Here is a 13,194-nt window from a genome sequence, read left to right as displayed (position 1 = left end):
GCCCGCAGCTCCCAGCTTCCGCCGAACCGGGTGATCTCGCACCCGCATATGGGCGCCGGATCACCCAGAACGTCCCGGTTCGGGGCGGTGGCGCGTCACGCCGGCGTGTCGAGCCTGCGCCGCAGCAGCGAGCGCTCCGCCGGCGAGGGCGCGAGCTGCAGCGCCCGGGCGTCCGCCAGCCGGGCGCCGTCGGGGTCCCCCTGCGCGGCGGAGCAGCTCGGCGCGGGTGGCGTGCAGCAGGTGGTAGCCGTCCAGCGCGCGCTCGAGGCCCGCGAGCTCGTCGAGCGCCGCGTCCGGACCGCGGACCTCCGCGAGGGCGACCGCGCGGTTGAGCCGCACGACGGCGGTGTCCTGGACGGCGACGAGGCGGTCGTAGAAGGCGAGCACGGTCGGCCAGTCGGTCGGGCCGTCGGCGAGGTGGGTGGCGACGATCGCGGCCTGCAGGACGTACGGACCGGGAGGCCCCAGGCGTGCCGCGCGATCGACGAGCCGGCGGCCCTGCGCGATGGCTGACCGGTCCCACCGCGCACGGTCCTGGTCGGCGAGCAGCACCAGCTCGCCGTCCGCGTCGGTGCGCGCTCCGCGCCGCGCGTCGTGCAGCGTCATCAGCGCCAGCAGCCCGAGCGCCTCGCGCTCGTCGGGCATCAGCGCGCAGAGGATCGAGGTCAGCCGGATGGCCTCGGCGCAGAGCTCGTGCCGCACCAGCGCGTCCCCGCTGGAGGCGGCGTAGCCCTCGTTGAAGATCAGGTACATCGTGGCGAGGACCGCGGGCAGGCGGTCGGGCAGCGCCGCGTCGCGCGGGACGGCGAAGGCGATGCCGGCGTCGCGCAGCTTGCGCTTCGCGCGCACCACGCGCTGCTGCATCGTCGTCTCGGAGACGAGGAAGGCACGCGCGACCTCCGGGGTCTGCAGGCCACCGACGAGACGCAGGGTGAGACCCACCCGTGCCTCGAGCGCGAGCGCCGGGTGGCAGCAGGCGAAGATCAGCGCGAGGCGGTCGTCGGGGATCGGCACGGGGTCGTCGTCCTGGTCACCGGGCACCGCGCGCCGCAGCTCGGCGGCGAGCACCTCCGCCTTCTCGGCGAGGCGCCGGGAGCGCCGCAGGCGGTCGATCGCCTTGTTGCGCGCGGTCCGGGCGATCCAGGCCGCGGGCTCGGCGGGCACGCCGTCGTGCGGCCAGCGCTCGAGCGCGACGACGAAGGCCTCCTGGACCGCTTCCTCGGCCAGGTCGACGTCGCGGAGCACGCGGGCCAGCACGGCGACCGCCCGTCCCGCGCCGTCGCGGAACAGGCGGTCGACCTCGAGCGTGGCGCCGGCGGTCAGGGAGCGGCCGTCCCGGTGGCGTCGCGGTTCTCGGCGATGTCGGTGCCGCCGGCCGTCGGACGCACCTCGATCGCCCCGCCCCACTGCACGGCCGGGACCTTCCTGGCCCAGGCGAGCGCCTCGTCGAGGTCGGCCACCTCGAGGAGGTAGTAGCCGGCGAGCTGCTCCTTGGTCTCGACGAAGGGGCCGTCGGTCAGCACGACCTCACCGCCACCGCGGACGGTCGTCGCCGTCGCCGACGGCTGCAGGCCCGAGCCGCCGCGCAGCACCCCGGCGGCGGCCGCCTCCTCGTTGAACGCGGCCCAGGGCGCCATCGTCTCGGGCGTCAGCTCGAGCTCCTCCGGCTCCTCCATCCAGATCGTCAGCAGGTACTGCATGTCATGTCCCTCCTCGGGCGGTGGTGCGGTGGCCTCGGTGACCGCCGCGGTTCGACCCATGGACGAACGACAGACGACCGGATCGACCGAGACAAGAGCGCTGAAGCGCCAGCTTCGCGGGAGCCCGCCCGCGCCCTCGCCGAACTGGGTGATCTCGAGCCCAGATATGGGCGCCGGATCACCCAGAACGCCCCGGGCAGGCGGGCGGGCGGGCAGGTGGGCGCGCGGGCGGGCATGTGGGCGGGCGGGCGGGCAGGCGGGCGCGCGGGCGGGCGGGCGCGCCCGCGCCGTCAGGGCGTGGGGCGGCCCGTCCCGACGCGCTGCCAGGCGCCGAGGACCATGAGGGTCTTCGTGCCGGTCACGCGGCCGCTGCCGCGCAGGCGCTCGATGACCTGCTGGATGTGCTCCATGTCGCGGGCGCGGAGGTGCACGATCGCGTCCGGGTCGCCGGCGATGGCGTAGACCGCGCGGACCTCCCGCATCGACGCGACCCGCTCGTGGACCCCGGTGATGCCCGTCGTGCCCGCGAAGCGCAGCTCGATGAACGCCTCCAGGGTCCAGCCGAGCTTGCGGTGGTCGACCTGGGCGCGGAAGCCCGTGATCACCCCGTCGGCCTCCAGGCGGTCGACGCGGCGCTTCGCCGCCGCCGTCGAGAGGCTGACCGCGCGGCCGATCTCCGCGTAGCTCGCGCGACCGTCGCGCTCGAGCAGGTCGATGATCTCCAGGTCGGTCTCGTCCAGCGCCATGGCGCAACGATCATCGCCCACAAACTGATTCAGCGCAATGTTCTTGCGTCCCTAACGGAGTCGGAGCGAAAATATCGACGCCCCCGGGCGCCGATCGCGCACAGTCGTCCGCATGCCGTCCCCGTGGGCCCTGCTCGCCGTCATCGCGCTGCTGCGCGGCTGCTCCTATCTGCCGACCCAGTGGGCGCTCGGTGCGCTCCCGCCGATCGCCGTCGTCGTGCTGCAGGTGCTCGGTGCCGGGCTGTTCCTGCTCGTCGCGCTGGCCGCCGGCCGGGCGCTGCGCCCGATGCTCGCGCTCGCGCGGCGCGCCCCGGGACCGGTCGCCCTCCTCGCGCTGTCGCAGACCGTCGTCCCGCTGACGCTCATCGCCCTCGCGGTCGGCAGCGTGCAGACCGGCGCGGCGGCGATCCTCGTGGCGCCCTCCCCGATCCTCGCGGCGATGCTCGCCCGCGCGACCGGCGACCGCACCCCGCTCGGCACCGCGCAGCTCGCCGGGATGGGCTTCGCGCTCGCCGGGGTCGTGCTCGTCGGCGCGGGCGCGCACGTCGGCTCGGCGGCCGGCGCCGGGGCCTTCCTCGCCGCCGGCGCCTGCTACGCGGTGGCCGCGGTCACGATGCGCCGGCACTTCGCCGACACGCCCGTGCTCGTCACCGCCGGCCTCACGACGCTGCCCGCGCTCCCCGTCGCGCTCGTCGCGCTCGCGCTGCTGCCGCTCGGCGGCGTGCCCGCGACCGCGATCGGCGGCACGCTGCTCCTGGGGACGCTGACCCTCGGCGTCGCGGTGGTGCTGCTGGTGACGCTCGTCCGCCGCGTCGGCGCGGCCCGCGGGCTGCTCGTCATCTACCTCACCCCGGTCGTGGCGCTCGTGGCCGCCGTCGTCGCCGCGGGCGAGCCGCTGACCGTCGCCGCGGTCCTCGGGCTCGGCACCGTCGTCGCCGGCGTCGCCCTCGCCGCCCGGCCGGTCCGGCCCGCGCCCGCGCGGCCGCGGCCGGGCTACGCGCCGGTCGCCGCCACCCTGCGGCCCGAGGCCGTGCGTGCCCTTGGGACCGCGCGGCGGGTCCGGGTCGCCGCAGGCGACTGGGCCCGCTGCGCGAGCGCCCACCGGTCAGGGCGCACCCGCGCGCGCGGTGCGGGCTACGGCCGGTTGCGGCCGTAGGCGTCGTGGGCGTCGACCCACTCCTCCGCGACGATCGCCGAGCCGAGCGACAGCTCGCCGCAGAGGACGGTCGCGGCGACGATCTCGGTGAGCTTGCGGACCTTGCCCGCGCCGTAGCAGTCCATGAGCTCCAGGCACTCGCGCTGGGTCGGCAGACCGGTGCCGCCCCCGTAGGTCGCGACGATCAGCGACGGGATCGTGATCGAGAAGTAGTAGTCGCCGTTGTCGCGCAGCTCCGCGTACACGTACGCGGCGGAGGACTCGGCGACGTTCGCGGCGTCCTGCCCGGTCGCGATGAACATCGCGGTGATGCCGTTGGCGGAGTGCGCGCCGTTGTTGTTGACCCCGGCCATGAAGCCGCCGAGGTTCGAGATCTGCCGGGCCCGGTACATGAGCCGCGAGTCCGAGCGCATCACGCGCTGGAACAGCTCGTTCGGGACGGTCGCCTCGGCGATCACGCGCTTGCCGCGCGTGTGCAGCATGTTCACCGTCGAGGACTTCTTGTCCGTCGCGAAGTTCGACTCGAGGAAGTGGTGCTCGATCGTGTCGTTGTTCGCGCGGATCCACCGGCACGCCTCCTGCGTCGCCTTGCCCGTGAGGTTCTGGCCCGCCGCGTCCCCGGTCGTGTAGTTGAACCGCGTGTAGAGCATGCGGCCGGCGGAGTAGCGCTCGATCTCCTGCAGCCTGCCGGTCGACGTCGTGGTCTCCGCGGCGGCCTTGATCTCGTCGAAGTGCTCGTCGAGCCAGCCGTCGAAGTCCCGTGCCTCGCGCGCGCTGGGGAAGATGAACGAGGGGGCGCGCTGCATGTGGTCGTCCATGACGGTCACCGTCACGCCACCGGCCTCGTGCAGCAGGCGCATGCCGCGGTTGTACGAGGCGACGAGCGTGCCCTCGGCGGTCGCGAGCGGCACGTAGAACTCCCCCTGCGCGTGCTCGCCGTTGACGAGCAGCGGTCCCGCGAGGCCGATCGGGACCTGGGCGACGCCGACGAAGTGCTCGATGTTGCCGGCCAGGACCGCGGGGTCGAACGAGTACGAGCCGACGTGCTCGAGCGCCGCACCGGTGCGCTCCTGCGCGAACGCCCGCCGCATCGCGGCGGCCTCGCGCGAGTAGTCGTTCTCCCTGTCGCGCGGCACAGCAACCCGCCCCGGACGCCCAAGTCCCTCAGTCATACCCAAACGCTACCCGCCCCCCGCCCCCCCGCGGCCGAACAGGGAGAAGTTCGGCTCCACGCCGACAAACTCCCTGTTCGACCGGCACAGGGGGGGTCAGGGGCGTTTGGTGGCCGGGTTCATGATCCCCGCCGGGTCCAGTGCCTTGCGCACCGCGTCGGCGGCGGCGACGGCGGCCGGGGACCACTGCTTCGACAGCCAGCCGTTCTTCAGCAGGCCCAGGCCGTGCTCGCCGGACACGGTGCCGCCGAGCTCGAGCGCCATCGCGAAGAGGTCCGCCGCGGCGTCGTCGGCGCGGGCGCGCTGTGCCGCGTCCGCCGGGTCGAGCAGGAAGGTCGAGTGCAGGTTGCCGTCGCCCGCGTGCCCCCAGGAGCACGCCTGCAGCCCATGGCGGGCGCCGATCTCGACCGTGCGCTCGACCGCCTCGGCGAGCCGCTCGACCGGCACCGCGATGTCCTCGGAGAGCTTGCCGCCGTGCACCGCCGCCACCGCGATCGACACGCCATCGCGCCAGCGCCACAGCGCGCCCGACGACGGCTGCGACACGGTCGCCCCGGCGGACCGCAGGGCGGCGACGACCTCGTCGGCGTCCTGCGGCGAGGTGTCGACCTCGACGATCAGCACGAACCCCGCGTCGGGCGACAGCGCCCCGCCCGGGAACGACCCCGCCGCCGCCGCGACCGCGCCCGCGTCGAGGAACTCGACCACCGCCGGGACCACGCCGCTGCCCAGCACGGCGTCGAGCGCCTCCTGCCCGGCGCGGGCGTCCGGCAGCACCGCCGCGATCGCGATCTCGACCGGCGGCGCCGGGATCAGCCGCATCCAGGCCGCGGTGATGATCCCCAGCGTGCCCTCGCTGCCGCAGAGCAGGCCCGCCAGGTCGTAGCCGGCGACGTCCTTGCGCGTCGGCCCGCCGACCGTCACGAGCTCGCCGTTGCCGAGCACCGCCTCCACCCCGAGCACCCACGCGCGCGTGACGCCGTGCTTGAAGCAGTGCGGGCCCCCCGCGTTCGTCGCGATGTTGCCGCCGATGTGCGACTGCTCGGCCGCGCCAGGGTCGACCGGGAACCGCAGCCCGTTCTCGCGCGCCAGCCGCGCGAGCCGCGCCGTCGTGACCCCCGCCTCCACGTGCGCGCGCCACTGCAGCACGTCCAGCGACCGGACCGCGTCCAGCCGGTCGACCGCGACCACCACGGAGGCCGGGTCCTGCGGCACGCAGCCGCCGCTGAAGCCCGTGCCGCCCCCGCGCGGCACCACGGGCACCCCGCGCTGCGCGCACCACGACACGACCGCGGCGACCTCCTGCGCGGACCCGGGCCGCACGAGCGCGGCGGCGCTGCCGGTCACCCCGGCGTAGGCGCTGGCGTCGGCGAGCAGCGCGGGGTCCGGGGAGGCGACGACGTGATCGTCCCCGACGAGCGCACGGAGGTCGGCGAGCACCCCGCAACCGTACCCTGGGGACAGCGCGATGCCCGAGGGCGACACCATCCACCACGCCGCGAACCGCATCCGCCCGATCATCGGCGGCACGGTCCCGGACGAGATCCTCACCCCCCATCCCCGATTCGGCCGGGACGGCTGGCCGCAGCGCCTGGCGGGCCGCGAGGTGCTGTCGGTCGACGCGCACGGCAAGCACCTGTTCATCCGCTTCGACGGGGACCTGACGCTGCACTCGCACCTGCGGATGACCGGCTCCTGGCACACGGGCATGGTCGGCAGGCGGTGGCGGCGCTCGCCCCGGCGGGCCTGGCTGATCCTGCGGGCGCGCGGCCACGAGGTCGTGCAGTTCGACGGTCCCGTCCTCGAGCTGCTGACCGAGTCGCGGACCCGCTTCGACCACCGGCTGCAGGCGCTCGGACCCGACATCTGCGTGCCGCCGTTCGACACCGAGCGGTTCCTGCGACGGCTGCGCCAGGACGACCCCACCCGGCCGATCGGCGACGCGCTGCTGGACCAGCGCACGGTCGCCGGGATCGGGAACATCTGGAAGAGCGAGGCCTGCTGGGAGGCACAGGTCGACCCGCGGCGCAAGGCCGGGAAGGTGTCCGACGACGAGGCGCGCGCGCTCGTCGACCTCGTGCACCCGCGGATGGTCGACTCGGCCACCTCCGGCACCAACGGGCGCGACGCCCGCGCCTACGGTCGCGACGGTCGCCCGTGCCCGCGCTGCCGCACCACGATCGTCATGGGACGCCTCGGGGACGACAACCGCTCGACATACTGGTGCCCGGGATGTCAGCGGTGAGGGACCGGCCCCGGCGCGTGGGGCACAAGGGCGCGCACGCGCTCGCGCACGGCAACACGGCCGCGAGCTTCGACGCGGCCCTCGGGCTGGGCGTCGACATGATCGAGTTCGACGTCCTCCCCGCCCACCAGGACGGCACCGGCGCCCTGCTCCTCGCCCACGACTACGAGGACGCCGCGGCACGCGAGCCGCTGTCGCTCCAGCAGGGCCTCGCGCACCTCGCCGCGCCCGCCTTCGCGGGGATCGAGCTGGACGTCGACCTGAAGCTCCCCGGCTACGAGGACCGGGTCGTCGCCGCGCTGCGCGAGCACGGCCTGGCCGAGCGGACGCTGATCTCGACGATGGAGGTCGCGTCGCTGGCGCGGCTGCGCGCGATCGCCCCGGAGATCCGCCTGGGCTGGTCGGTGCCGAAGGTCCGCCGCGACTACCTCGCGCACCCGCTGACCCGCCCGCTCGCGTACGGGGCGGTCGGCGTGCTGCGCCGCACCGTGCCGCGACAGGCGGCGGCCGCGATCCGCGCCGGCCGGGTCGACGCGCTGATGGCGCACTGGTCGCTCGTCACCCCGCGCCTGGCCCGCGCGGTCGCGGACGCGGGCGGCGAGCTGTACGTCTGGACGGTCGACGACGCCGCCCGGATCGCCGCGCTGGAGCGCCTCGGGGTCGCGGGGATCATCACCAACGACCCGCGCCTCTTCCCCGCGGACGCGTCGCGGTGAGCGACCCGGTCCGGGGCCTGCGGCGCCGCGAGTTCCTCGCCACGTCGCTGGCCGCCGTCTCCGCGACCGCGCTCGGCGCGTGCGGCGGCGACGAGGAGCCCGCCCGCCGGGTCGACGTCGTGGTGGTCGGGGCCGGCATGGCCGGCCTCGGGGCCGCCCGGGCGCTGCAGGACGGCGGCCTCGACGTGCTCGTGCTCGAGGCCGGGGAGCGGATCGGCGGTCGCGTGCACACCGACCGCGGCTGGGAGGACATGCCGGTCGACCTCGGCGCCTCCTGGATCCACGGCCGCGACGGCAACCCGCTGACCGCGCTGGCCCGTGACGCGGACGTCGAGACCGCGGTCTTCGACGTCGGCGGGGAGCAGGGCGACGGCACCGTCGTGGTGTACGACGGTGACGGGGAGCGGGTCCCCGAGGCGACGCTCGAGCGGCTCGAGCGCGACGTCGAGCGGTTCTACGACCTCGCCGAGGAAGAGGGCGATCCGCGCGCCGCGGTCGGCGACGTGCTGGCCGCCGGGATCGAGGCGTACGGCGTGCCCGCCGACCGGGCGCGCGAGCTGCGGCTGTCGCTCACCGCCCTGGCGGAGGACCACGGCGCGACGCTCGCGCAGCTGTCGCTGGGCGAGATGCTCGCCGAGGGCGACTTCCCCGGACCGCAGCTCGTCGTCCCGGACGGCCTGGACCGCCTCGCGGGCGCGCTCGCCCGCGACCTGCGGGTCGTGCTGCGCTCCCCCGTTCGGCGGATCGACCGCTCCGCCGGCGGGGTGGTCGTCCACACCCCGTCCGGCCGGACGCGCGCCGCGTTCGCCGTGCTGACGCCGTCGATCGGCGTGCTGGCCGCGGGCGCGATCCGGCTGCCCGAGGGCCTGCCCGCGGCGCACGCGCGGGCGCTGCGGCGGCTGCGGCTGGGCCGCTACGAGAAGGTCGTGCTGCGGTTCGAGGAGGCGTTCTGGGACGACGTCGACCTGATCGCGCGCCGCACCCGGCCGGGCGCGCCGTTCTCGGCGTTCTTCAACCTCGACCGCGTCGGCGACGCGCCCGCGCTGATGGCGCTCAACGGCGGTGGCGCGGCCCGCGCGCTGGCCGGCCTGCCCCCGGCGCAGCGGGTGGCCCGGGCGGTGGCGGCGCTGCGGACGATCCACGGTGCGGGGATGCCCGAGCCGGTCGGCGTGCGCACGACGGACTGGGCGCGCGACCCGCTCACGCGCGGCGCCTACTCCTACGCCCCGGCGGGCGCCGGCCCGGCGGACCGTCGGGCGCTCGGCCGGCCGGTCGGCGGGCGGCTGTGGATCGCGGGCGAGGCGACGCACCCGCGGCGCTCCGCGACCGTGCACGGAGCGCTGCTCGAGGGCCGCCGCGCGGCGCGGGAGATCCTCGCGCTCAGCGGATGATGCAGCTGGCGCGGCTGTAGCCCTTGGGGTCGGCGCCGCGCGTGTTGCCGTGCCCGCTGGTGGTGCGGGTGCGCGCGCGCCGCACGACCTCGCCGTCCTGGCGCCACTCGAACGTCACCGCGCCGCGCAGCCGGTAGCCGCCCGCGGTCGGGGCCTGGATGACGAAGTTGCGGCCGGACTGGCGCTGCAGGTAGCGGCCGGAGCCGACGGCCAGGAAGCCGCTGTCGCCGCCGCGCCCGACGTTGTGCCAGCGGTTGTCCGTGCGGGAGAAGAACTGGACCTGGAAGCGCATGAACATCCGCTCGGCGCTGATGCCGCTGCCGGGCATCGAGGCGCGGATGCCGATCGTGTCGGGGCGGTCCGCGGTGTCGCACACGTTGACCGTCGCCCACAGCAGCGGGGACTCGCTGATCGGCCGCGGTTTGTCGGACTGCCCGGCGGCCGGGACGGCGGCGACGGCGACGGCCGTGAGGGCCGCCGCGGACAGCGAGGTTGCGCGCCGGGCGACCATGCCACGACGATACGTGATGGTTCGCGGGGCGCGTCGTAGTACGTGCATGAGTGACACCTTGACCATGGCTCTACCGAGGGAGAACACGGCACGGGTGGCATTCGACGCGCTGTACCGGCAGACGGTCGACGACGTGTACGCGTACGTCGTCTCGCTGCTGCGGGACCGCAGCGCGTCGGAGGACGTCACCGCCGCCGTCTACGAGCGGGCGTACCGCAGGCGATCGAGCTACCGGCCCGACCGCGGCAGCGAGCGCGCCTGGCTGTTCGGGATCGCCCGCAACGCCGCGCTCGACGAGCTGCGACGACGGTCGCGGACCGCCGCGCTCGTCGTCGAGCCCGACGACCCCGACGCGGCCGCCGCGTTCGACGCCGCCCACGAGGAGACGGAGGCCGCGGACCGCCGCGCCACCGTCCGGGCCGCCGTCGCGCGGCTCGAGGCGCGCGACCGCGAGCTCATCGCCCTGAAGTTCCACGCCGGCCTGACCAACGTCGAGATCGCCGGGGTCCTCGGCATCTCCGAGGCCAACGCCGGCACCCGCATCCACCGTGCCGTGACGAAGCTCCGGGAGGCCTGCTCATGACCCGCCGCCAGAACACCCCCCAGGACCTCGATCCCGTGGTCGCCGCCGAGCTCGCCGAGCTCGAGCGCGCACTCGGCGGGGACGCGGGCGCCGACCCGCTGCTGACCGACCTCGTCCGCGAGACGCGCGCGAGCGCACCCCGCTTCACCGGCCCCGCCCGCGTCGCGCTCGACGAGCGCGTCCGGGACGGGTTTCCCCGCCCGTCCCGCAGCGCCGGCCTGCTCGCCCGCGTGCGCCCGTCGGGCCTGCGCCTGCGGCCCGTGCTCGCGGTCGCCGCGGTCGCGGTCGCCGGCGTCACGGTCACGACCGCGGCGCTGACCGGGAGCGAGACCCAGGACGTGAGCGGCCTGGGCGCCCCGGTGGCGCAGGACACGCGCCCGGCGACCGACGCGGGCGCCACCGCGACGCCGCCCGAGGCGCCGGACGCCGCGCGCGAGTCCGCCCCGCAGGCGGCGGCCGGCGCGCCCGCCTCGTCGCTGCCGGGCCCGTCCGGCGCGGCGCCGTCCGTCGCGAGCCCGGCGCCCGCGGTCCCCTCGGCCGGTGCGCCCGGGCAGCGGACCCGCCGCGTCGAGCGCTCGGCGGCCCTGTCGTTGACCGCCCGGCCCGACGAGGTGCAGGGTGTCGCCGACGGGGTCATCCGCACCGCGCAGGGCCTCGGCGGCATCGTCGCCTCCTCGCGCATCAGCACGTCCCCGGACGGTGGCGAGGCGACGCTCGACCTGCGGATCCCGACCTCCCGGCTGGACCGCGCGATCGCGGACCTCTCGAAGCTCGCGAGCGTCGCCGGACTCGACCAGGACAGCCAGGACATCACCGGCGCGGTGGTCTCCGCCACGGACCGGCTGCAGGACGCGCGCGACGAGCGCGCCGCACTGCTGAAGGCGCTCGGACGGGCGCAGACCGACCGGCAGGTGTCGAGCCTGCGGGCGCGGATCGCCGACAGCCGCCGCCGGATCGCGGCCGCGCAGGGCGACGTCCAGCGGCTGCGCGCCCGCACCGACCGCGCGACCGTCACGGTCCTCGTCAGCGGCGACCCGTCCGCCGGGGCGGGCGCGACGTCCGACGAGGACGGGGGCGGCGCCTGGACGCCGGGGGACGCGGCCGGGGACGCCTGGCGGCTGCTGCAGGTCGCCGCCGGGGTCGCGGTGATCGCCGCCGCCGCGCTCGTGCCGCTGGGCCTGCTCGCGCTGCTCGCCTGGGCGGCCGCGCGCACCACCGTCCGCCGGCGCCGCGCCCGCGCCCTGGACGCCGCGGCGTAGCATCCGACCTGCGGGCCGGACGCGGGAATCCCGCCCGATGGCGGGACGACACCCGCGCTCGGCGCCGCGGTGGTGCCCCGGGCGCGTAGGATCGGTCCGTGGCCGAGACGACCGCTTTGCTCTCCCGGGTTCCCGTCTTCGAGGCGCTGGGCGACACCGACCTCGAGCACATCGCCCGCGTGGCCGTTCCGCGGCGCTTCGCGCCGCACCAGGTGATCTTCCGCGAGGGCGACACCTCGGACACCTGCTACCTCGTGCGGCAGGGCCACGCGCGGGCGCTGCGCGAGCACGGCGACGGGCGCAGCATCGCGCTCGCGCACTTCGGTCCGGGCGACATCTTCGGCGAGCTGGCGATGTTCGACGACGAGAAGCGCTCGGCGACCGTGGAGGCGCTCGACGAGGTCGAGGCGCTGGCGATCCTCGGCCAGGACATGCGGCGGTTGATGCGGGACCACCCGGACATCGCGGTCAATCTCGTCGTCGGACTCGGGCGGCGGCTGCGGGAGGCCAACGAGCGCCTCGCGCGCCAGTCCTTCCAGACGGTGCAGAGCCGCGTCGCCGAGGTGCTCGTCCAGCTCTGCGAGCAGGCCCGCAACGAGGGCGCGGGCGAGGAGGACGTGCTCGTCACGATCACCCAGGCGGACATCGCGCAGCTCGCCGGCTCCAGCCGCGAGTCGGCCAGCCGCTTCATGGCGGTGCTCGAGCGGGCGGGCGTGCTCACGCAGGGCCGTGGCCGCGTCACGATCCACCAGCCGGGCGCGCTGCGGGGCTACATCTACTGATGGCGCGCCCCGACCCCGAGTTCTCCTGCGGCGGCGTCGTCGTCCGTGACGGCCAGTGCATCGTGATCGTGCCGACGCGGCGCGCCGCGGACGGCTCGAAGGTGCTCGCGCTGCCGAAGGGGCACCCGGATCCGGGCGAGACGCCCGAGCAGGCCGCGCTGCGCGAGGTCCGCGAGGAGGCGGGCGTCACCTGCGAGGTCCGCGAGAAGCTCGGCGAGGTCCGCTACTGGTACCAGCGCGACGGTCGGCGGATCGCGAAGGTCGTCGCCTTCTTCTTGCTCGACTACGTGGACGGGGACCCGGCCGACCACGACCACGAGGTCGAGGACGCCCGCTGGGTGCCGCTGCAGGAGGCCGCGCGGACGCTCACCTACGACGGCGAGCGGAGCATGGCCGAGAAGGCGGTGTCCCTCGTGATCGGCACCGGGTAGGGTTGCGGTCCATGCAGGTCCTGAACTTCTACTCGACGATCTTCGCCGACCAGCTCAAGCGCGGCCGCAAGACGGCCACGATCCGGCTCGGTGACAAGTCGCACAAGTACAAGAAGAACCAGGCGGTGATGGTCACCATCGGGTACCAGCACTCGCCGCGCGAGAAGATCTTCGACGCGGTCATCGACCAGGTCGAGGTCAAGCGCGTGAAGGACCTGACGCCGCGGGACATCGAGCACGACAACCCCGAGTTCCGCCGCCACGAGGAGATGATCCACTTCCTCGAGCAGATCTACGGCAAGTCCGTGACGATGGACGACATCGTCACCGTCGTGCGGTTCTCGCAGATCATCGAGAACCCGCCGACCTTCACCGATCGCCTGCACGGCATCGGTGGGGCACAGAACTAGAGCATCGGTCGCATATCGGGGCGCGGCGCGGTAGGCTGCCGCGCGGCCCGGCAGCGCACGGCAGGGTCTCTACAGGTCCAGACTCTTCCGGA

At 75.4% G+C, this 13,194-nt stretch carries 15 protein-coding genes; 9 read left to right on the top strand and 6 right to left on the bottom strand.

The features are described from left to right. Positions 1-60: 60 nt before the first annotated feature. From GKE82_RS16195 to GKE82_RS16185, 3 genes are all read right to left on the bottom strand, one after another. Positions 61-1,257, bottom strand: a complete 1,197-nt coding sequence (locus GKE82_RS16195; protein ID WP_309233642.1) for a DUF6596 domain-containing protein — start codon at positions 1,255-1,257, stop codon at positions 61-63. A 62-nt stretch (positions 1,258-1,319) separates the two neighbouring features. Further along, complete coding sequence (locus GKE82_RS16190) at positions 1,320-1,760, bottom strand: YciI family protein (protein WP_230316188.1); 441 nt, start codon at positions 1,758-1,760, stop codon at positions 1,320-1,322. Positions 1,761-1,990: 230 nt separating this feature from the next. Further along, positions 1,991-2,446 carry an Lrp/AsnC family transcriptional regulator gene (locus tag GKE82_RS16185; protein WP_154733998.1) on the bottom strand — a complete coding sequence of 152 codons (456 nt, stop codon included), beginning with the start codon at positions 2,444-2,446 and terminating at the stop codon, positions 1,991-1,993. Positions 2,447-2,558: 112 nt separating this feature from the next. Here GKE82_RS16185 and GKE82_RS16180 point away from each other — a divergent pair, with 112 nt between their 5' ends. Continuing rightward, on the top strand, positions 2,559-3,602 hold the full coding sequence (locus GKE82_RS16180; protein ID WP_154733997.1) for a DMT family transporter: 1,044 nt from the start codon (positions 2,559-2,561) through the stop codon (positions 3,600-3,602). Here the strand turns inward: GKE82_RS16180 and GKE82_RS16175 are convergent. Together GKE82_RS16175 and GKE82_RS16170 are read right to left on the bottom strand one after the other, a co-directional pair. Then, positions 3,581-4,774, bottom strand: a complete 1,194-nt coding sequence (locus tag GKE82_RS16175) for a hydroxymethylglutaryl-CoA reductase (protein WP_154733996.1) — start codon at positions 4,772-4,774, stop codon at positions 3,581-3,583. The two genes, GKE82_RS16180 and GKE82_RS16175, sit on opposite strands and share 22 nt — an antisense overlap. Positions 4,775-4,870: 96 nt before the next feature. Continuing rightward, on the bottom strand, positions 4,871-6,214 hold the full coding sequence (locus tag GKE82_RS16170) for an FAD-binding oxidoreductase (protein ID WP_196189265.1): 1,344 nt from the start codon (positions 6,212-6,214) through the stop codon (positions 4,871-4,873). Between the two features lie 28 nt (positions 6,215-6,242). Here GKE82_RS16170 and GKE82_RS16165 point away from each other — a divergent pair, with 28 nt between their 5' ends. Genes GKE82_RS16165 through GKE82_RS16155 form a run of 3 tightly spaced genes read left to right on the top strand, consistent with a single transcriptional unit; the run spans position 6,243 to position 9,126 of the window. After that, entirely contained in the window at positions 6,243-7,019 is a 777-nt protein-coding gene (locus GKE82_RS16165) for an Fpg/Nei family DNA glycosylase (protein WP_154733994.1), read from the top strand. Beyond that, entirely contained in the window at positions 7,016-7,735 is a 720-nt protein-coding gene (locus GKE82_RS16160) for a glycerophosphodiester phosphodiesterase (protein WP_154733993.1), read from the top strand. The genes GKE82_RS16165 and GKE82_RS16160 overlap by 4 nt, the downstream gene beginning before the upstream one ends. Then, the gene (locus GKE82_RS16155; protein WP_154733992.1) at positions 7,732-9,126 is read left to right on the top strand and encodes an NAD(P)/FAD-dependent oxidoreductase; all 1,395 of its coding nucleotides are present in this window, start codon (positions 7,732-7,734) and stop codon (positions 9,124-9,126) included. The genes GKE82_RS16160 and GKE82_RS16155 overlap by 4 nt, the downstream gene beginning before the upstream one ends. Here GKE82_RS16155 and GKE82_RS16150 read toward each other — a convergent pair. Then, the gene (locus GKE82_RS16150) at positions 9,116-9,637 is read right to left on the bottom strand and encodes a hypothetical protein (protein ID WP_154733991.1); all 522 of its coding nucleotides are present in this window, start codon (positions 9,635-9,637) and stop codon (positions 9,116-9,118) included. The two genes, GKE82_RS16155 and GKE82_RS16150, sit on opposite strands and share 11 nt — an antisense overlap. A 94-nt stretch (positions 9,638-9,731) precedes the next feature. Between GKE82_RS16150 and GKE82_RS16145 the strand changes: the two genes are divergently transcribed. From GKE82_RS16145 to GKE82_RS16125, 5 genes are all read left to right on the top strand, one after another. Continuing rightward, entirely contained in the window at positions 9,732-10,220 is a 489-nt protein-coding gene (locus GKE82_RS16145) for an RNA polymerase sigma factor (RefSeq protein ID WP_233243763.1), read from the top strand. Then, the gene (locus tag GKE82_RS16140) at positions 10,217-11,479 is read left to right on the top strand and encodes a DUF4349 domain-containing protein (RefSeq protein ID WP_154733990.1); all 1,263 of its coding nucleotides are present in this window, start codon (positions 10,217-10,219) and stop codon (positions 11,477-11,479) included. The genes GKE82_RS16145 and GKE82_RS16140 overlap by 4 nt, the downstream gene beginning before the upstream one ends. A gap of 98 nt (positions 11,480-11,577) precedes the next feature. Further along, positions 11,578-12,261, top strand: coding sequence for a Crp/Fnr family transcriptional regulator (locus GKE82_RS16135; RefSeq protein ID WP_107568073.1), 684 nt, complete (start codon positions 11,578-11,580; stop codon positions 12,259-12,261). Next, on the top strand, positions 12,261-12,692 hold the full coding sequence (locus tag GKE82_RS16130; protein WP_107568071.1) for an NUDIX hydrolase: 432 nt from the start codon (positions 12,261-12,263) through the stop codon (positions 12,690-12,692). The genes GKE82_RS16135 and GKE82_RS16130 overlap by 1 nt, the downstream gene beginning before the upstream one ends. Before the next feature lie 11 nt (positions 12,693-12,703). Continuing rightward, positions 12,704-13,102 carry an ASCH domain-containing protein gene (locus GKE82_RS16125; RefSeq protein ID WP_107568069.1) on the top strand — a complete coding sequence of 133 codons (399 nt, stop codon included), beginning with the start codon at positions 12,704-12,706 and terminating at the stop codon, positions 13,100-13,102. Positions 13,103-13,194: the final 92 nt, after the last annotated feature.

This window comes from Conexibacter sp. W3-3-2, from assembly GCF_009707605.1.
GTDB lineage: Bacteria > Actinomycetota > Thermoleophilia > Solirubrobacterales > Solirubrobacteraceae > Paraconexibacter > Paraconexibacter algicola.
Note: the sequence above shows the minus strand (reverse complement) of the source record. Positions and strands in the feature narration are given on the sequence as shown.

Bases quoted from the DNA above. Each gene is read 5' to 3' on its own strand.
- GKE82_RS16190 (WP_230316188.1), bottom strand. From the start codon at position 1,760: ATGGGTCGAACCGCGGCGGTCACCGAGGCCACCGCACCACCGCCCGAG.
- GKE82_RS16185 (WP_154733998.1), bottom strand. From the start codon at position 2,446: ATGGCGCTGGACGAGACCGACCTGGAGATCATCGACCTGCTCGAGCGC.
- GKE82_RS16180 (WP_154733997.1), top strand. From the start codon at position 2,559: ATGCCGTCCCCGTGGGCCCTGCTCGCCGTCATCGCGCTGCTGCGCGGC.
- GKE82_RS16175 (WP_154733996.1), bottom strand. From the start codon at position 4,774: ATGACTGAGGGACTTGGGCGTCCGGGGCGGGTTGCTGTGCCGCGCGAC.
- GKE82_RS16165 (WP_154733994.1), top strand. From the start codon at position 6,243: ATGCCCGAGGGCGACACCATCCACCACGCCGCGAACCGCATCCGCCCG.
- GKE82_RS16150 (WP_154733991.1), bottom strand. From the start codon at position 9,637: ATGGTCGCCCGGCGCGCAACCTCGCTGTCCGCGGCGGCCCTCACGGCC.
- GKE82_RS16140 (WP_154733990.1), top strand. From the start codon at position 10,217: ATGACCCGCCGCCAGAACACCCCCCAGGACCTCGATCCCGTGGTCGCC.
- GKE82_RS16130 (WP_107568071.1), top strand. From the start codon at position 12,261: ATGGCGCGCCCCGACCCCGAGTTCTCCTGCGGCGGCGTCGTCGTCCGT.
- GKE82_RS16125 (WP_107568069.1), top strand. From the start codon at position 12,704: ATGCAGGTCCTGAACTTCTACTCGACGATCTTCGCCGACCAGCTCAAG.